This is a genomic window from Arthrobacter sp. PTI12, from assembly GCF_056679915.1.
The window spans coordinates 520,627-536,927 of the sequence record NZ_CM155256.1 but is presented as its reverse complement, the minus strand read 5'-3'; the positions used below and the strand labels follow the sequence as shown (position 1 = coordinate 536,927).

18 protein-coding genes are annotated in these 16,301 nt (G+C 64.3%); 1 reads left to right on the top strand and 17 read right to left on the bottom strand.

The features are described 5' to 3' along the window. Nucleotides 1–54 precede the first annotated feature (54 nt). The 17 genes from AC1MBU_RS02660 to dacB form a co-directional block, all read right to left on the bottom strand. Complete coding sequence (locus AC1MBU_RS02660) at nucleotides 55–378, bottom strand: histone-like nucleoid-structuring protein Lsr2 (RefSeq protein WP_056545775.1); 324 nt, start codon at nucleotides 376–378, stop codon at nucleotides 55–57. Between the two features lie 94 nt (nucleotides 379–472). After that, the gene (locus AC1MBU_RS02655; RefSeq protein ID WP_277359655.1) at nucleotides 473–658 is read right to left on the bottom strand and encodes a hypothetical protein; all 186 of its coding nucleotides are present in this window, start codon (nucleotides 656–658) and stop codon (nucleotides 473–475) included. A 3-nt stretch (nucleotides 659–661) separates the two neighbouring features. Further along, the gene (gene lysS / locus AC1MBU_RS02650) at nucleotides 662–2,116 is read right to left on the bottom strand and encodes a lysine--tRNA ligase (protein ID WP_277359659.1); all 1,455 of its coding nucleotides are present in this window, start codon (nucleotides 2,114–2,116) and stop codon (nucleotides 662–664) included. 70 nt (nucleotides 2,117–2,186) lie between these two features. Further along, the gene (panC, locus tag AC1MBU_RS02645; RefSeq protein WP_277359656.1) at nucleotides 2,187–3,092 is read right to left on the bottom strand and encodes a pantoate--beta-alanine ligase; all 906 of its coding nucleotides are present in this window, start codon (nucleotides 3,090–3,092) and stop codon (nucleotides 2,187–2,189) included. After that, nucleotides 3,089–4,027: a Rossmann-like and DUF2520 domain-containing protein gene (locus AC1MBU_RS02640; protein ID WP_471672663.1), complete on the bottom strand. Its 939-nt coding sequence runs from the start codon at nucleotides 4,025–4,027 to the stop codon at nucleotides 3,089–3,091. Before AC1MBU_RS02640 ends, panC begins: the two co-directional genes overlap by 4 nt. Then, nucleotides 4,014–5,552 (bottom strand): PH domain-containing protein, encoded by a 1,539-nt coding sequence (locus AC1MBU_RS02635; protein ID WP_479788383.1) that lies wholly within the window; start codon nucleotides 5,550–5,552, stop codon nucleotides 4,014–4,016. Before AC1MBU_RS02635 ends, AC1MBU_RS02640 begins: the two co-directional genes overlap by 14 nt. Beyond that, the gene (locus AC1MBU_RS02630; RefSeq protein ID WP_346027822.1) at nucleotides 5,549–6,061 is read right to left on the bottom strand and encodes a PH domain-containing protein; all 513 of its coding nucleotides are present in this window, start codon (nucleotides 6,059–6,061) and stop codon (nucleotides 5,549–5,551) included. The genes AC1MBU_RS02635 and AC1MBU_RS02630 overlap by 4 nt, the downstream gene beginning before the upstream one ends. Next, nucleotides 6,054–6,545, bottom strand: coding sequence for a DUF3180 domain-containing protein (locus AC1MBU_RS02625; protein ID WP_056545763.1), 492 nt, complete (start codon nucleotides 6,543–6,545; stop codon nucleotides 6,054–6,056). The genes AC1MBU_RS02630 and AC1MBU_RS02625 overlap by 8 nt, the downstream gene beginning before the upstream one ends. Nucleotides 6,546–6,552: 7 nt before the next feature. Then, nucleotides 6,553–7,047 (bottom strand): 2-amino-4-hydroxy-6-hydroxymethyldihydropteridine diphosphokinase, encoded by a 495-nt coding sequence (gene folK, locus AC1MBU_RS02620; RefSeq protein ID WP_277359359.1) that lies wholly within the window; start codon nucleotides 7,045–7,047, stop codon nucleotides 6,553–6,555. Further along, nucleotides 7,044–7,427 (bottom strand): dihydroneopterin aldolase, encoded by a 384-nt coding sequence (gene folB, locus AC1MBU_RS02615; RefSeq protein ID WP_277359360.1) that lies wholly within the window; start codon nucleotides 7,425–7,427, stop codon nucleotides 7,044–7,046. Before folB ends, folK begins: the two co-directional genes overlap by 4 nt. Nucleotides 7,428–7,434: 7 nt before the next feature. Further along, nucleotides 7,435–8,340 (bottom strand): dihydropteroate synthase, encoded by a 906-nt coding sequence (gene folP / locus AC1MBU_RS02610; RefSeq protein WP_479788378.1) that lies wholly within the window; start codon nucleotides 8,338–8,340, stop codon nucleotides 7,435–7,437. A 14-nt stretch (nucleotides 8,341–8,354) separates the two neighbouring features. Further along, on the bottom strand, nucleotides 8,355–8,972 hold the full coding sequence (folE, locus tag AC1MBU_RS02605) for a GTP cyclohydrolase I FolE (RefSeq protein ID WP_404800751.1): 618 nt from the start codon (nucleotides 8,970–8,972) through the stop codon (nucleotides 8,355–8,357). 36 nt (nucleotides 8,973–9,008) lie between these two features. Next, nucleotides 9,009–11,105 (bottom strand): ATP-dependent zinc metalloprotease FtsH, encoded by a 2,097-nt coding sequence (ftsH, locus tag AC1MBU_RS02600; protein WP_277359362.1) that lies wholly within the window; start codon nucleotides 11,103–11,105, stop codon nucleotides 9,009–9,011. A 186-nt stretch (nucleotides 11,106–11,291) separates the two neighbouring features. Beyond that, entirely contained in the window at nucleotides 11,292–11,843 is a 552-nt protein-coding gene (hpt, locus tag AC1MBU_RS02595) for a hypoxanthine phosphoribosyltransferase (RefSeq protein ID WP_277359363.1), read from the bottom strand. A gap of 3 nt (nucleotides 11,844–11,846) precedes the next feature. Next, nucleotides 11,847–12,926, bottom strand: coding sequence for a tRNA lysidine(34) synthetase TilS (gene tilS, locus AC1MBU_RS02590; protein WP_471672659.1), 1,080 nt, complete (start codon nucleotides 12,924–12,926; stop codon nucleotides 11,847–11,849). Then, nucleotides 12,923–14,041 carry a zinc-dependent metalloprotease gene (locus AC1MBU_RS02585; RefSeq protein WP_479788375.1) on the bottom strand — a complete coding sequence of 373 codons (1,119 nt, stop codon included), beginning with the start codon at nucleotides 14,039–14,041 and terminating at the stop codon, nucleotides 12,923–12,925. Before AC1MBU_RS02585 ends, tilS begins: the two co-directional genes overlap by 4 nt. 59 nt (nucleotides 14,042–14,100) lie before the next feature. Then, a complete protein-coding gene (dacB, locus tag AC1MBU_RS02580; RefSeq protein WP_277359366.1) occupies nucleotides 14,101–15,528 on the bottom strand; it encodes a D-alanyl-D-alanine carboxypeptidase/D-alanyl-D-alanine endopeptidase in 1,428 nt (475 codons plus the stop codon). A gap of 172 nt (nucleotides 15,529–15,700) precedes the next feature. Between dacB and AC1MBU_RS02575 the strand changes: the two genes are divergently transcribed. Next, entirely contained in the window at nucleotides 15,701–16,267 is a 567-nt protein-coding gene (locus AC1MBU_RS02575; protein ID WP_056546699.1) for an inorganic diphosphatase, read from the top strand. The last annotated feature ends 34 nt before the right edge of the window (nucleotides 16,268–16,301 follow it).

The window sequence follows — 16,301 nt, the reverse complement described above, 5'->3', positions numbered from 1 at the left end:
TGTGGAGCGTGTTCGCCACAGGCGAGATAGGCCGGCGGGCCCTGCTCGGAGGCGCTAGCGCTGCGCGGCCCGGTATGCCTCGATGATCTCGGAATTGACGCGCCCCCGCGAAGAGACGTTGTAACCGTTTGCCTTTGCCCATTCGCGGATCTGCGCGGCTTCCTGATTGCGGGCGGCGGGTGCGCCCTGCCGCTGTTTACCCTGGCTCTCGCGCCTGGCGGAGGAGACATAGGTGGACAGCGCACTGCGCAGTTCCTCCGCGTGCACTGAGGAAAGGTCAATTTCATACTGCGATCCGTCGAGGCCGAACCTTACGGTTTCATCTGCCTCACCGCCGTCGAGGTCGTCAATCAGAATGATTTTGACTTTCTGCGCCATAACAATCTCCTCAATCGGCCTATCGAGTATTCAAGAGACATTATCGTCCGCATTAAACCCAGACGTCAAAAGAGAAAAATGATGATCAGGCTTTTTACTGCTTCCCGGGCGGCGCATCATCCGGCGACGGTGTCGGTTTTACTATTTCATTCTCCCTGTTGCGGCGTTCTGCGGATTCGGCCTCACGCTCGGCCCGGTCCGCGTTGAAGATCGACTTCATGACGAAGTAGAAGATGAGCCCAACGGCAAGGGAAGGCAGGAGAACAGCCAAATACTCCATGAATTAACCCAACTCCGGCTTCAACAGCGGGAATAGGATGGTTTCCCTTATTCCGGTGGAAGTGAAAAGCATGACGAGCCGGTCAATGCCCAGGCCGATCCCGCCCATCGGCGGTGCGCCGTATTCAAGGGCACGAAGGAAGTCTTCGTCCAATTGCATGGCTTCCTCGTCACCGGCAGCTGCCCGCCGTGACTGTTCGGTGAGGCGCTCCCTCTGGATGACGGGATCAATCAGTTCGGAAAACGCGGTTCCACGCTCCATGCCGCCGATGATGAGGTCCCATGCCTCAATAAGCTGCGGCTGGTCGCGGTGGGGACGGGCCAGGGGCTGCGCTGACGGCGGATAGTCATAAACGAACGTCGGCTGCACCAATGTCGGTTCGACAATCTCGCTGAAGAGTTCCAGGACAAGCTTTTCCGCGTCCCAGTCCAGGTCCACGGAAACCTCCTGTTCTTCAGCTACCGTCAACAACGTTTCCCTGTCAGTGTCCGGAGTGATAACACGTCCAACTGCCTCGGAGAGCCCCGGATAGACCCCGAGCCAGCGCCATTCGCCGTCCAGGTCAATGGTCCCGGCTCCGGATTCAATCTGGCGCGATCCAAGAAGGTCAGCACAATTCAGGATGATCTCCTTCATGCGGTCAGCCATCACGAACTGGTCAGCATAAGCCTCGTAGCACTCGAGCATCGTGAATTCGGGACTGTGCGTAGAGTCGACTCCCTCATTGCGGAAAATACGACCAATTTCATAAACGCGGTCGATTCCACCGACAACTGCCCGCTTCAGATAAAGCTCCAGCGCGATGCGAAGGGTCATCTTCTGATCAAAGGCATTCACGTGGGTCTCGAACGGCCGCGCGGTGGCGCCGCCATGGACCAGTTGGAGGATCGGCGTTTCCACCTCGATGTATTCATGCGAGTGAAGCGTCTCACGGATACTGCGGGTAATCATTGCCCGCGTCCGGACCATCTGGCGCGCTTCCTCGCGCACCAGCAGATCCACATAGCGCTGGCGGACTCGTGTCTCCTCGTTGACCCCGGCGTGCAGGGTGGGCAACGGGCGCAGCGCCTTCGACGCCATAGCCCAGCCCGTAGCCATCACCGACAGTTCACCGCGGCGTGAACTGATAACTTCCCCCGAAACCTGCACGTGATCGCCCAGATCCACCGTTGACTTCCACTCCGCCAGGGGCTCCTCGCCGACGGCGGCGAGGCTCAGCATCGCCTGGAGACGGGTTCCGTCGCCCTCCTGGAGCGTCGCGAAGCACAATTTCCCGGTATTCCGGAGGAAGACTATCCGGCCAACCACGCTGACGTTCTCACCGGTTGAGTCACCGGCCTCGAGACCGGAAAAGCGGTCCCGGATCTCGCCCAGGGAAGATGTCCGCTCCGGCTTGACCGGATACGGCTCCTCACCGCGCTCCAGGAGGCGCGCGCGCTTTTCCATGCGGATGCGCATCTGCTCGTTGAATTCTTCGATGGAGAGGGCTGGCTCAGTGGTCACGGTATCTAAGGTTACCGGTTCAGCCTTACGTGCCCGCCGGGTCCGCAAGCAGCGGTTGATTGTCAATGAGCCTGACGCTGCCCACCCTTGCGGCAATCAGCGCGAGTGCCTCCCCCGAGAAGGGAGTCTCGCGGCAGTTGAAGGCGAGCGGTTCCAAAGTATCCGGGTCCACCACCTCGAAATACTCCAGTTGCACGAGCGGCTGGCTTTCCACCAGTGCGACGGCGGATTCCAGGTCCAGCGGTTCGCAGCGGACAGCGCGCTCCGTCAGCAGGCGCAATGCGCGGGACAGGACAAGGGCGGCATCCGCCTCCTGTGCCGTCAGGAACCGGTTCCGGCTCGAGAGCGCCAGCCCTTCGGCAGACCGCACCGTGGGTACCGCACGGATGTCCGCCGTGAAGCTGAGGTCGCGGACCATCCGGCGGATCAGTGCCAGCTGCTGCGCGTCCTTCTGCCCGAAGTAGGCCCGATACGCGGCGTCGGCGGCGGGCCAGGCCAGATGCAGCAACTTGGCGACGACGGTGAGCATCCCGTCGAAGTGTCCCGGCCGGAATTCGCCCTCAAACCTTGCGCCGAGGCGTCCGGCGGAGAGCCGGACCAGCGGTTCGCCGCCCGGATACATTTCTTCCCGGGACGGCACGAAGACCAGGTCGACACCGTAGCCCCCAAGGATTTCCAGGTCCGCCTCCAGCGTTCGGGGGTACCGGTCAAGGTCTAGCGGGTCCCCGAACTGAAGAGGATTGACGAAGATGGTGGCAACAACGACGTCGTTCTCTGTCCGTGCAGCGCGGGCCAGCGCAGCGTGGCCCTCATGGAGGGCGCCCATAGTGGGGACGAGCCCCAGGCTGACGGGGCCGGGACCTGCCGCAGCCAGCTGTTCGGCGAGCGCAGCACGCAGCTCCGCCGCAGTAGTGAGAACCCGTGGCCTCATTCGCTTTCTTCCTTCTCGGGCCGTGCCAGCGCCTCAGTGATTGCGCGTTCCTGCTCCGGGGACAGGAGCCCGCGTTCCAGTGCGCGGGAGGCAGTCACCGCGGCTAATCGCGTATAGGCACGGGAAATGTCTTCGGGCGCTTCGGCGAGGGCAGCGGCGTGCGCCGCGACCGTACCGGTGTCACCGCGTGCAACCGGCCCAGTGAGTGCCCCCTCGCCCGCGGCGAGCGCGTTCTCAAGGGAGGCACGCATCAGCGGCCCGAGCATTCGGTCCGGCCGCTCCACACCAATGCTGCCGAGCAACTGTGTTGACTGCGCAGCGAGGGTGACCAGGTGATTCGACGCGTGCGCAAGCGCCGCGTGGTACAGGACGCGGTCCTCTTCCTCGATGACCACCGGCTCAGCGCCCATCTCGACCACGAGTGCCTGCGCCACCGGGAGGACGGCGGTGGGCGCTGTGACACCGAACGTGCAGTCGGGCAGGCGCGTGAGGTCCAGGCTCATGCCGGTGAACGTCATCGCAGGGTGCAGCGCTAGCGGGATGGCGCCAAGCCTCCGCGCCGGGTCCAGAACGGCCGTTCCGTAGCGGCCCGACGTGTGCGCGACGAGCTGGCCGGGCTGCCAGGCACCAACGGCGGCCAGGCCGGAGACGAGATCCGGGAGGGCGTCGTCGGGCACTGCCAGCAGGACAAGCTCCGCCCGTTCCACGATCTGCTCGATCCCAAGCAGCGGGACCCCGGGCAGGAGGTTCTCGGCCCGTTCCCTGCTTGCTTCGGAGACAGCGGAAACTCCGACGACGGCGTGTTCGGCTGCACGCAGGGCAGCACCCAGAACGGCACCAACCCTGCCTGCGCCGATCACTCCGACGCCGAGCCTCCCGGGTTTCCGGCGGGGGCCTCCAGCGCCGGGACGGACCGGACGCTCAGGAACGTTCATGATGTGGACCTTCCAGGTATGAGGGCGGTGCCGGCATGACGGGTGCGTCGGCAGCCGCATCCGTCTCTTCCATCTGCTCCTGCACCGGGACGGGCCGCATCCACTGTTCGGGACCGCTGCGGCGTCGGGCATCGGCCGCCCGCCCGGCCTCTTCGGAGAACAGCCGCGAGGCGTCCACTTCAGGGATCTGCCGGACGCGGGGAGAGACCGGCCCGGGAGTGGTGTGCAGGATGAGGTCAGCCACCCCGAACCTGCGCGCCAGCGGGCCCTGGTGAAGGGCCAGGGACTGCGTGCGTTCATGCGGTACGACGGCGACCTGCCGCCACCACGCACCTGACCGGGCCAATAGCGCGGTGTCGGTCACCGCCACCCCGTTGCGCCGCCAGGCGAGCGGCGCGATGAGGCGTGCACGCCGCGGGGTGGTGATGAAACCGGCGTCGGAATCCCGTCCTGACAGGCCTGCCGAGAACACCTCGACGGGCGAGTCCGTTCCCGGATCGGGGAGCACCAGCGCGATTACCTGAAGAACCTCGTCCAGCGTTCCCACCGGAAGGAGGGTGGCGCGTGCCTGCGCCTCACCACTCGCGGACGCGCCGTAGCCGGCCACGTTCACGGTGACCTTGTACCAGCCCTTCAGGCGCCACAGGGGTGACTGGATCACGCCGACCGCCTGCACCCGACCGGGCGGCACCGTCTGTGTGCGGGTATCGAGAAGCCCGTAGCGGATGCGAATGCCGTCCGGTGAAATTGCTGCCCGGAAGTTGAACCCCGTGTTCAGCACGTTCCAGTAACCGCTGACCACACCGATGAGGATGGGAACGAAAGCCGCCAGCAGCGCCCCGGTCTCAAGAACGAAGGCAAAAACCACCACGCCGATCAGGCCGAGTACCACCGCGACAGTGTTGCCGGAGAGTGCCGCGGCGCCCAGCACGCGGGCAGGAGTGAGGGCAAGGACCTCGCGTTCGGGTGCCTCGGGGATGTCCTGTGGGTGCTCCGGATCCACGACGACGCCAGCTGCCCGCGCCAGGATGGTTGCCCGCAGCTTCTGAGCCTCCCCCAGTTTCAGGAAGGAGAGCCGTACCGCCGACTCCCCGGCGTCCGCCACATCGAACTTGAGCTCCGCGAGCCCGAACAGCCGCGCGAGGAACGGCTGGACAACGTCGATGGCTTGCACCCGGTCCAGACGCGCCTGCCGGTGCTGACGGAAGACCACTCCCGAATTGACCCGGACGTGCTCCTCGGTCACCTGGTAGCGCGTGTAGTACCAGGAGAGGAAGAACCCGGCCGCGATCAGCAGCACGACGCCGACGACGATGGCTATGGCAAGGGGAAGATTGCCTACCCCTTCTCCCCTGAATCCTCCAGGCTCTCCGGTCAGGAGACCCTCGAACCAATCGCGGCCGCCGAAAAAGATCAGCGCGGCAATGGCAATCCAGCCGCGGACGAGCGGCGAAATGATGTGGACGCGCTTCCATTCCTCGGGTGAGGCGGAGAGCACCGCCGGGTCAGGTACGGCGCCGGTCACAGCCCTGCCAGCTTCGCTTCACCGCGTGCCGAGAGCTGCTCCCGCAACCGCGCTCCCTCACTGGAAGGAAGCCCTGGAATTTCGGCATTGGTGCCCGGCGACGCCGTGTGCAGCTTGAGCGTGCACAGGCCGAGGGCGCGTTCAATCGGCCCTACCGCGACGTCGACATACTGCATCCGGCCGTAGGGCACCACCATGGTGCGCTGGAAGAAGATGCCCTGCCGGATCAGCAAATCCTCATTGCGCTCCGCATAGCCGATAGCGCGCACCTGACGGGGCAGGAGCAGTCCACGCCACCCGGCAAAGATGACGACGGCGGCGGGCAGCAACCACGCGAGCAGTAGCGGAAAGCGGGGCAGCACCCCCGTCAGCAACAGGACGAGCGGAACAGAGAAGATCACCAGGAAGATGAGGCTGCCTATCGCCCACCCTACAAGCCGGACCCTGAGGTACTTGGGTGACACCCGCGTCCACTCAATCCCCGCCGGGTCAATTGGTTCCCTACGCATACTCCCCCTCGCCGCTCTCACGCCTCGTCTCCGACCCGGCCTCATCATCCGGCGGAAGCTTACAGAAGCTCTCCACGATCAGTCCGACTGCAATCATGACTATGCCACCGGCAATCACCGCCAGCGAACCCCACAATGGACCGAGGTTGCTGCGGACTCCCACCAGCGTCAGCTGATCGGCGAGGATCCCCGCGTGCCAGCCGGTTGTCAGGGCACCCGCATAGGCAGTCGCCTGGGCAAGCACCACGGTGCGTGCCGCCAGGATCGGATCGAGGACCCGCTTGCGATTGCCGCCGCGCCAGCGCCTCACCCGGAGCCCGAAAATAAGTGTCACCGCGACGACGGCGGCGATAGTCAACAGCGAACTCAGCGGCAGCGACGGGGTGGGGTACCCGTTGCGGGTTGCCCACCAGTTGACCAGCCACCCGGCGGCACCGAACACCAAACCGATCAGAACCAGCCAGCCGATGCGGATTGATCCCACGGCTCTGCTAGGCCCCCTCGAACGGTACGAGGCCGGGGAGGTCTTCCGCCTGCTGGACAAGCTCCGCGACCGGGCGCCCCGACAGCGTAGCCGTTCCGTCCATCCACGCCCAGGGCTGCAGGACAAAGGCCCGCTCCGCCGCGCGGGGATGGGGCAGGGTCAGCTTTTCGTCATCCGAGACGAGATCGCCGTAGGTGATGATGTCGACGTCGAGAGTACGCGGACCCCACCGGACAGAGCGGACCCGGTGGTGCTTATTCTCAACGGCCTGACAGTGCTCAAGCAGTTCATACGGCCCAAGGTCCGTCTCAATCTCGATCACCATGTTGAGGTAGTCCGGCTGCTCCGGGCCGCCGACGGCCTTCGTCTGCACGATCGGCGACACTTCACGCAAACGCACGTTCGTGGAGTCAACGAGGTCGGCAACGGCGAGGGACAGCGTGTCGCGGCTTTCGCCGAGATTGCTGCCCAGCGCGAGGATGGAACGCACCGTTCCACTCATGAACGCTCCCGGAAGATGGAGACGGCGACGTCGCCAAACGGCACCTCGATGGGCGCCTTGGGTTTGTGCACGGTGACCTCGACGGCGTCCACGGCGAAGGCGGAAAGGATAGCGGCGGCTATGCGCTCAGCCAGTGCCTCGATGAGATCAAGCGGCTCACCCGTGATGAGTTCTACGACCTGTTCGGCGAGTTCGCCGTAGTGCGCGGTGCGCGTGAGGTCATCGCTCTCACCTGCCGGCCGCAGATCGAGGTGAAGCACCACGTCGACAATGAAGGGCTGGCCATCACGGCGCTCATGCTCGAACACCCCATGGTGCCCGACGGCGGTAATCCCCGTCAGTGTGATCCTGTCCCGCTGCGCGGGAGAACTTTGTGCCATGATCCGTCTACCTGGTCCAGGCTGCGGAGACCTTGACCGCATCCAGGTTCGGTCCGACGTCATGCACACGGACGCACCAGGCGCCGTGTGCAGCTGCTAGGGCGGAAACGGCAACGCTCGCGTCACCGCGCTCGGCGGGAGCTGCTGCCTTGCCAGCAACGCTGAGCAGGGTTCCGAGGAACCGCTTGCGGGAGGCTCCCACCAGAATGCGGTGACCGAGCACGTCGAATCGGTCCAGTGCGCGCAACAGTGCCCAGTTGTGGTCTTCCTTCTTGGCGAAGCCAATTCCGGGATCCAGGATGATCTGTTCCGGGGTTACACCGGCGGCGTAGAACTTGTCCCGGATGTCCGTGAGTTCGGAGATGACGTCTTCAACGACGTCATCATAGCTGGCAAGGGAATCCATGGTTTGCGGATTGCCGCGCTGGTGCATCAGGACGTAGTGGACTCCGCGTTCGGCAATCAGTCCCGGCATGTCCGGATCGAAATCCAGCCCGGAAACATCGTTCACAATGGCGGCGCCGGCATCAATCGCCCTAGCTGCAGTGGCCGCATGCATGGTGTCGACACTGACCAGCGCGCCCGCCTTAACCAGAGCCTCGACAACCGGAATGATGCGCTGCTGCTCCTCCTCTACGGTGATGCGGTCAGCGTTGGGGCGGGTCGATTCTCCGCCGACGTCCACGATGTCCGCTCCGGCGTAATGCATGCGCAGCCCTTCAGCAATGGCTTCATCTGCCGTTGCGAACTTGCCGCCGTCACTGAAGGAATCAGGGGTGACATTGAGGATTCCCATCACCAGCGCCCGCTCCGTCGGCAGGTCCGCGAAGGACTTGCGAACCCGGGATGGCCGCAGGACGGGAATGGGGGAGGTTGCCGGTCCGGTTCCTGGGGCTGCCGCGAGTGAATCCATAAAGTTGCTGTGTCCTATCTTCCAAGTATCAGGCTCATGGCCTCGGCGCGCGTGGCGGCTTCCCGCACCTGTCCGCGCACCGCTGAAGTGACCGTTTTGGCTCCCGGCTTGCGGATGCCGCGCATCGACATGCACATATGCTCACATTCGATGACCACGATCGCGCCCTTCGGCTGCAGGTGCTCCATCATCGCATCCACGATCTGCGTGGTGAGGCGCTCCTGCACCTGCGGACGCCGCGCATAAATCTCCACCAGCCGCGCCAGTTTGCTCAGGCCTGTGATTTTTCCGTCGTCTGAGGGAATGTACCCGATATGCGCTGAACCATGAAACGGGACAAGGTGATGCTCGCACGTCGAATAGAACGGAATGTCTTTGACGAGCACCAGCTCTTCGTGGTCCAGATCAAAGGTGGTCGAAAGGACATCCTTGGGATGCTGGTGAAGTCCCGCGAAGAACTCCGCGTACGCGCGGGCCACCCGTTTGGGTGTTTGCACGAGGCCGTCCCTGTCAGGATCCTCGCCGATGGCGGCGAGGATCTCCCGGACTGCCCGCTCGATTCTCGGCTGGTCCACCGTTGAACCGCTGGCCGCGAGAGCCACATCAACCATTTGATCGTCAAAATCGGTCACGCCAAGAATCCTATCCCGGCCCCTGTGGCCGACCTGCTAGCGGTTACGACGCTGGCCGTACCCGTCCTGGTCATTGTTCCCGGTGGTTCCGCCTTTGTTGTCCGGCTCAGTCTCCGGCTCCGGCAGGGCATCGCCCGTGACGTCGAAACCGCTGGGCAGATTGGCATCCGCAATCTGATCCTGCGGCGAAACGTTTTCGGGGTCAGGCTCTCCGGCTGCCTCCGCTTCCTGGCGTTCCTTGGCGGAGACCACGGGAGGGAGGGAGTGCACCGGCCGGCTATCCTTCGAGAGCCAGATGCTGCGCGCGTCCCGCTTGCGGATGTCGGTGAAGACCTCTGCAATCTCCGCCTGGTTCAGGGTTTCACGTTCCAGCAGTTCGAGAGCCAGCCGGTCCAAAACGTCTCGGTTTTCGGTAAGGATGGCATACGCCTCATCATGGGCGTTGTCCACGAGCCGACGCACCTCCTCATCGACGATGTAGGCGATGTGATCCGAATAGTTGCGCTCGTGGCCCATGTCGCGGCCCAGGAACGGCTCGCCGCCGCCCTGGCCGAGCTTCACGGCACCGATCCTCTCGCTCATCCCGTACTGTGTCACCATCTTCCGGGCAGTAGCGGTTGCCTTCTCGATGTCATTCGATGCACCTGTCGAGGGATCGTGGAACACGATCTCCTCCGCCACGCGGCCGCCCATGGCATAGGCCAGCTGATCGAGGAGTTCGTTGCGGGTGATGGAGTACTTGTCATCCGCGGGCAGCACCATGGTGTAACCCAGAGCCCGGCCCCGCGGAAGGATGGTCACCTTGGTGACCGGATCCGTGTTGCGCAGTGCGGCGGCAACCAGGGCGTGGCCGCCCTCATGGTACGCCGTGATTTTCCGCTCCAGCTCCTTCATGACCCGGCTGCGCTTCTGCGGCCCGGCGATGACGCGGTCGATCGCCTCGTCGAGGGCGCGGTCGTCGATGAGCTGGGCGTTGGACCGGGCGGTGAGCAGCGCTGCTTCGTTCAGGACGTTCGCGAGGTCAGCACCGGTGAACCCGGGAGTCTTTTTGGCTACGGACTTCAGGTCCACGCCGGGCGCCATGGGCTTGCCCTTCGAGTGGACCTGCAGGATGCGCAGACGCCCGCCCATATCCGGGGCTTCGACGCCGATCTGCCGGTCGAAGCGACCGGGACGCAGCAGCGCAGGATCCAGCACGTCCGGTCGGTTGGTCGCTGCGATGAGGATGACGTTGGTGTTGGCGTCGAAGCCGTCCATCTCCACCAGAAGCTGGTTGAGGGTCTGCTCACGCTCGTCGTTGCCGCCGCCCACGCCGGCACCGCGGTGGCGTCCGACCGCGTCGATCTCGTCAACGAAGATGATGGCCGGAGCGTTGGATTTTGCCTGTTCAAACAGGTCACGGACGCGCGAGGCACCGACACCCACGAACATCTCGACGAAGTCGGATCCGGAGATTGAGTAGAACGGCACTCCGGCTTCACCCGCAACGGCGCGGGCCAAGAGGGTTTTACCGGTTCCGGGAGGGCCGTAGAGAAGCACGCCCTTGGGGATCTTCGCGCCGAGCGCCTGGAATTTGGCAGGCTCCTGCAGGAATTCCTTGATCTCGTGGAGTTCCTCGACTGCTTCATCAGCGCCTGCGACGTCATTGAAGGTGACCTGGGGCATGTCCTTGTTGATGAGCTTGGCTTTGGATTTGCCGAACTGCATCACCTTGGAGCCGCCGCCCTGCATCCTGCTGAGCAGGAACCAGAAGATTGCACCAAGGATCAGGATGGGCAGGATCAGGCCGAGGATGCTGGTGAACCAGTTGTTCTCGACCGGCTGGTCCGTGAAGCCGTCCACGTCTGAGGAGTTGATGGCGTCGACTACGTCCTCGGCACGTGCGGCGCTGAAGAAGAAGGAAACGCTGCGGCCGAGCTCTTCATAGTCCTCGCGCAGCGTGAGATCAACCCGCTGCTCGCCGTCGTAAATCTTTGCCTGCTCCACCTGATCGCTCTCGAGGAGTTCCAGGCCGATATTGGTGTCCACTCGGGCACCGCTGCTGTTGAACACGGAGGGCAGGATGACCAGAAGTGCGGCAACTGCCAGCACAATCCAGAAAATGGGTCCTCTGAACAAGCTCTTCAATTTCATTCAACTCAGGGCGCAGTGCCCTGTCCCTCCTGATTAACTGCCACATAGCGCTCGTCCACCTGCGGATCGCCCAAAGCGGCGCGCCCGAAATGTGCTACCAGCTTTACATTCTCTCCAGAATCCACGCGCACCCGCGGTGGAAAGTTCCCTCTGGGCGTACAGGCGGGTTCCCGCCCACCTGCGGAGCTATTCGTAGACGTGCGGCGCGAGGGTACCGATGAAGTCCAGATTGCGGTACTTCTCGGCGAAGTCCAAGCCGTAGCCCACCACGAACTCGTTCGGGATGTCATAGCCGACGTACTTCACGTCGATCGCTACCTTTGCGGCGTCAGGCTTGCGGAGCAAAGTGCAGATCTCGACGGAAGCGGGACCGCGTGAGAGCAGGTTGGCTTTCAGCCAGGACAGGGTGAGTCCCGAATCAATGATGTCCTCGACGATCAGGACGTGCTTGCCCATGAGGTCTGTCTCGAGGTCCTTGAGAATCCGGACCACACCGGAGGACTGCGTTCCCGAACCGTAGGAGGAAACGGCCATCCAGTCCATGGTGACGTGCGAGTGCATGGCGCGTGCCAGATCAGCCATGACCATCACCGCACCCTTGAGCACTCCCACGATGAGGACGTCCCGGCCGGCGTAATCGCGGTCGATTTCCGCGGCCAGTTCCTGGACCCGTTGCTGAATCTCTTCCTTGGTGTAGAGAACGTGCTTGAGGTCCGACTGGACGTCTTGTGAATCCACCAATTACTCCCGGATTGTGAGGTTTTTCCTAAGGACAAGACTGCCATAGCTTGAGTGGCCTTGGGGAACCCCTGCACCCCTGACCTGCCGGTAGGCGCTCACGCTGCCGCCGAGCTGCACTGGACCCGCCGATCCGGTGCGCCGCAACAGGTTCTCTGCGGCCAACAGGCGTTCGAAGCTTGGTTGAATTCCGCCGAGTTCGACGACGGCGAGCGCCAGGACCCGCTGCCGGAGAGCGGGCGGAAGGGCGCGCAGGCCCTCTTCGGACAGGAGGAGGCTGCCGCCGTCGTGCTCTTCTTTCCCCGGCTCACTACTGCCTGCAGTCTTTCTGAGCCGGCCGTACTCGACCTCTGCGAGCTCGTCCAGGTAGGCGGCGTCCTGGGAGAGGATCCGCGACGTCCGGTACAGGGACTCTGCGATTCCGGGGCCTAGCTCGTCCTCCAGGAAAGGCAGCACCCGGGTGCGTACGCGTGAGCGCATCAGGGAAGGGTCCGCGTTGGTCGGATCATGCCACGGGTCAAGACCAGTGAACCGGCAGATCTCCTCCGTCTGAATGCGCCGGAGGGCGAGGAACGGTCGAAGGTAAACCCCTCTGCGCGGGGGCATGCCGCTCAATGAGCGGGTTCCCGAACCCCTGGAGAGACCGAGGAGTACCTGTTCGGCCTGGTCATCGAGGGTATGGCCGAGCAGAACGGCGGCGGCGCGGTGCTGTTCGACGGCGGCATCGAGCGCCCCGTATCGGGCAATCCGTGCTGCGGCTTCCGGGCCCATTCCAGCTGTTGCCACCTCAACCCGGCGCACCTCCACCGGTGCAAGGCCCAGACCCGCCAGTTGGGAGCGCGCGGCCTCCGCTACGTCCGCGCTGCCCTGCTGCAAACCATGATCGACGACGACGGCACCCACCCGGTACTGACCGGTCTGCGCGAAGTACGCTGCCGTAACGGCGAGCGCGAGTGAGTCGGTTCCGCCGCTGCACGCAACCAGGATCAGCGATCCCTCGGAAACCTGCGCATCCTCGAGCGCGGCGCGGATCAGGTTTCTCGCCGTGCCGACCGTAGGGCTGAGCCGCGGCCGGCGGCTCACAGTCCCATCCGGGTGATCCACTCCCTGGGCGCGTGGATCTCCTTTTCGGTGGGCAGGTTCTCCGCTTGCTCCCACACCCGGTTGAACCCTTCCATACCGACGGCGTCCACGACCGCGCGGACGAAGCGTGCCCCGTCGCTGTACTGGCGCATTTTCGCATCCAGGCCCAATAGGCGGCGGATGAACTTCTCGACCGGTCCACGGGTTTTCCCTCGTGCGTTGAACCGGCGGCGGATGGTCTTCACGGTGGGCACGATGCTGGAATCAACGGCGTCCATCACCACATTCGCGTGTCCTTCGAGCAGGCTCATGACGGCGGTGAGGTGGGAGAGCCGGGCCTTGTCTTCAGGTTCCTGGAGCAGGGAGAGGATGCCGCCATCGCTCGGGGGCATGCCGTCGTCGTCCTGGTCCTTACCGTTCTGGCTGCGTGTTGGCAGCGACTTCAGCGCGTTGGTGAGCCGCTCCGCCAGGGTTTCGGCCTTGTCCGCCAGGCCGACGGTGAGTTCGGAGATGTGCTCCAACATGTGGTCCTTGAGCCACGGTGCGGCAGCGAACTGCACCCGGTGGGTCTGCTCGTGCAGGCACACCCACAGCCGGAAGTCGGCGGGCTCCACATTCAGTTCACGCTCAACGGAGACGATGTTGGGCGCCACGAGCATCAGGCGTCCGCCGGGCCCGCGGCTGGAGGCAACAAACGGATCATACTGCCCGAGGACCTTGCTCGAGAGAAAGGCGAGGATGGTGCCCATCTGGGCACCGGTCACTGCGCCGCCGAGGGCCGCATTGGCCGCCTTCAGCTGCTCGCCTTTGGTCTGCGCAAGGTGCTCGATCGCCGGCGCCATCAGCACCTTGAAGCTCTGGGTGTTGGCCTTGGCCCACGATGCGCGGTCCACGATGATCAGCTCCGAATCCCGCAGGTCCCGCGCCGCCTCGAGGCCCGTGATCCGATGAACGTGCTCAACGGAGAGATCTGCCAGTTCCCGGAGGTTCGCTACGGCGTCCCGCACTTCCCCGGCGCTCAGTTTGGGGCCCGGAGGCGCCAGTTTCGCCGCGCTGCTGGCGGCCAGATCCCAGTTGACGAGCTGAAGGGGGGCGTTGCTGTCCATGGTGGACATTCGACCACATTAGTCTGGGAGGCCGCTTGGCGGAGTCCACCCAGAGCGCACACCGGGGTTCAGCGGCACCCGCAGGTGGCAAGGACAGCGGCTGCTCTGTCCACCGCGGCCCGTGCCGGCTCCGTGGTCCCGTCAAGGCCGCTCGCAATGAACGAGAACACCAGCAGGCGGCCATCAACTGACACCACGTGACCGCTGAGGGCAGTCACCGCGTTGAGGGTTCCGGTCTTGGCGCGGACCAGGCCCGCGCCCGCAAAAGTGGGGGCGTCGTCGTCGTTGTAGCGGTCCGCCAGCGTGCCGGAGAGGCTGGCCACGGGAAGGCCGTGCAGCACGTGCCGCAGCGCCCGGTTGTCGGAGCGGAGCAGCGTGCGCACCACGTCCGAGAGCTGCCGCGGGCTGATTCGGTTCCTGGGCGAAAGGCCTGAGGCATCTCCAAGCACCATTTCCTCTGTCTGCACTTCGAGCCCGGCGATCACCTCGGCGATCGTTTCGAGCCCCCCGCCAAACGACGCCGGCCTGCCGCTGGCCTCTGCCGCGAGCCGGGCGAGCACCTCGGCGAGGTAGTTGTCCGAGGTGCGGAGCATGTGTTCAACCAGCGCTTCGACCGTCGCCGACTCGACGGACGCCACCTCCTCCGCGTCCTCACCCGTAACCTGCCGCTCGATGCCCTCCTCAACCTGCACGCCAGCGGCAAGTAGCGCCTCCCGGAATACGGTGGCCGCAGCCAGTGCCGCATCCGCCGCCCTCGCGCCGGACTGCTTCGACTCATCCGTCCAGGACGAATTGATGGCGAGAGGATAGATCGGCGCAATCTCGCCGGCCTGCACGTCACCGGGCTGCCAGCTGGGGTTGAGGACGTCCCCGACAAAGAGCGAGTCGTCAATCACGACGCGGTACGGGCCATCGCCGTCGAGCTGGGCTGCCGTCTCCCGGGCGAGTGTAGCAAGACCGGCATGGCCGATAACGCTCTCGGCATCGGACTCCCCGGAGCCGAGGAGGACGTCCCCTCCTCCACGCAACACCAGGACGCCTTCCCCGCCGGCGCCTCCCGTGAGCACAGAGGTGGTCAACCGCTGATTCGGATCGAGTTTGGCCAGCGCCGCGGTGGCAGTGAGGATCTTGATGTTCGAGGCGGGAAGCTGCGGTTCCCCTCCGCCCCGGTCAAAAAGCACCTCGCCGGTCAGCGCATCAAGAACGACGCCGGTCACCGGGGTCCCGCCCGGAACCTCCAGTGCGGCGGCGAGCAGGGGGGCAAGAACGTCCGGAACCGGCACCGGCGCCTGTGCGTCCAGCTGGCTGACGAGCGTGGGGGCGGCAACGTCGTCCGGAGTTTGTTGGATGACCGGGATTTCCGGTTCCGCCTGCGGAGGCGGGCCGGTGACCAGCTCCGCAACCTGCGGGCCGTAATGGAAACCGACAGGGACCGCTAGCACTCCGAGAACCAGGGCAAGCAACAGGGCAGTGAACACCCTGGCGCTGCGGTTCATGGCGTCCTCTCGAAAGGCTCATGCTGGGAACTCAAGGGATCGGCTCCGGACACGAATCGATGATGCGCGCGGCGGCCTATATCTTTAACAGTAGATGGGGGCTGCGGGTGGTTCGGCAGCCCCGCCAAGGTTTTCACTTACCAACCGCTGACCGCAGGAGTTCCACATGGCAATGAAGCTCGACGTCACCATTGAGATCCCCAAGGGATCACGCGTCAAGTATGAGATCGACCACGAGACCCACCGCCTCCGGCTGGATCGCGTGCTCTTCACCTCGATGCAGTACCCCACGCATTACGGCTACTTCGAGAACACGCTGGGCGAAGATGGAGATCCGCTGGACGCCCTGGTTCTGCTGCAGGACTTCGACCTCATCCCGGGAGTCCTGGTTGAGTCCCGCCCGATCGGCGTTTTCAACATGGTGGACGACGGCGGCGGAGACGCCAAAGTACTGTGTGTCCCCGTTGATGCCCGCTTCGACCACATCCAGGATCTCGGAGACGTTTCCAAGTTCCTGCTGGATGAGATCGAGCACTTCTTCCGGAAGTACAAGGATCTGGAGCCGGGCAAGTGGGTTGAAGCCGCTGATTGGGAGGGCCGCGAGGCCGCAGAGGCAGAAGTTGAGGCATCACTGAAGCGTTTCCAGGCTCTGGGTGAAGCAAGTGAAGAGGACGAGCCGCAGGGGCGCGCTGTCGACACCGACACCGACAACGCTGACAATGATCCGCAGGGCCGGTAGCTCCTGATCGATAGTTCCACACCAAACATTGCCC

Bases quoted from the DNA above. Each gene is read 5' to 3' on its own strand.
- ftsH (WP_277359362.1), bottom strand. From the start codon at position 11,105: ATGAAATTGAAGAGCTTGTTCAGAGGACCCATTTTCTGGATTGTGCTG.
- AC1MBU_RS02630 (WP_346027822.1), bottom strand. From the start codon at position 6,061: ATGCGTAGGGAACCAATTGACCCGGCGGGGATTGAGTGGACGCGGGTG.
- AC1MBU_RS02655 (WP_277359655.1), bottom strand. From the start codon at position 658: ATGGAGTATTTGGCTGTTCTCCTGCCTTCCCTTGCCGTTGGGCTCATC.
- folK (WP_277359359.1), bottom strand. From the start codon at position 7,047: ATGAGTGGAACGGTGCGTTCCATCCTCGCGCTGGGCAGCAATCTCGGC.
- folP (WP_479788378.1), bottom strand. From the start codon at position 8,340: ATGGATTCACTCGCGGCAGCCCCAGGAACCGGACCGGCAACCTCCCCC.
- AC1MBU_RS02640 (WP_471672663.1), bottom strand. From the start codon at position 4,027: ATGAACGTTCCTGAGCGTCCGGTCCGTCCCGGCGCTGGAGGCCCCCGC.
- panC (WP_277359656.1), bottom strand. From the start codon at position 3,092: ATGAGGCCACGGGTTCTCACTACTGCGGCGGAGCTGCGTGCTGCGCTC.
- lysS (WP_277359659.1), bottom strand. From the start codon at position 2,116: ATGCGCATCCGCATGGAAAAGCGCGCGCGCCTCCTGGAGCGCGGTGAG.
- AC1MBU_RS02575 (WP_056546699.1), top strand. From the start codon at position 15,701: ATGAAGCTCGACGTCACCATTGAGATCCCCAAGGGATCACGCGTCAAG.
- folB (WP_277359360.1), bottom strand. From the start codon at position 7,427: ATGGCACAAAGTTCTCCCGCGCAGCGGGACAGGATCACACTGACGGGG.
- AC1MBU_RS02660 (WP_056545775.1), bottom strand. From the start codon at position 378: ATGGCGCAGAAAGTCAAAATCATTCTGATTGACGACCTCGACGGCGGT.
- AC1MBU_RS02585 (WP_479788375.1), bottom strand. From the start codon at position 14,041: ATGTCCACCATGGACAGCAACGCCCCCCTTCAGCTCGTCAACTGGGAT.
- dacB (WP_277359366.1), bottom strand. From the start codon at position 15,528: ATGAACCGCAGCGCCAGGGTGTTCACTGCCCTGTTGCTTGCCCTGGTT.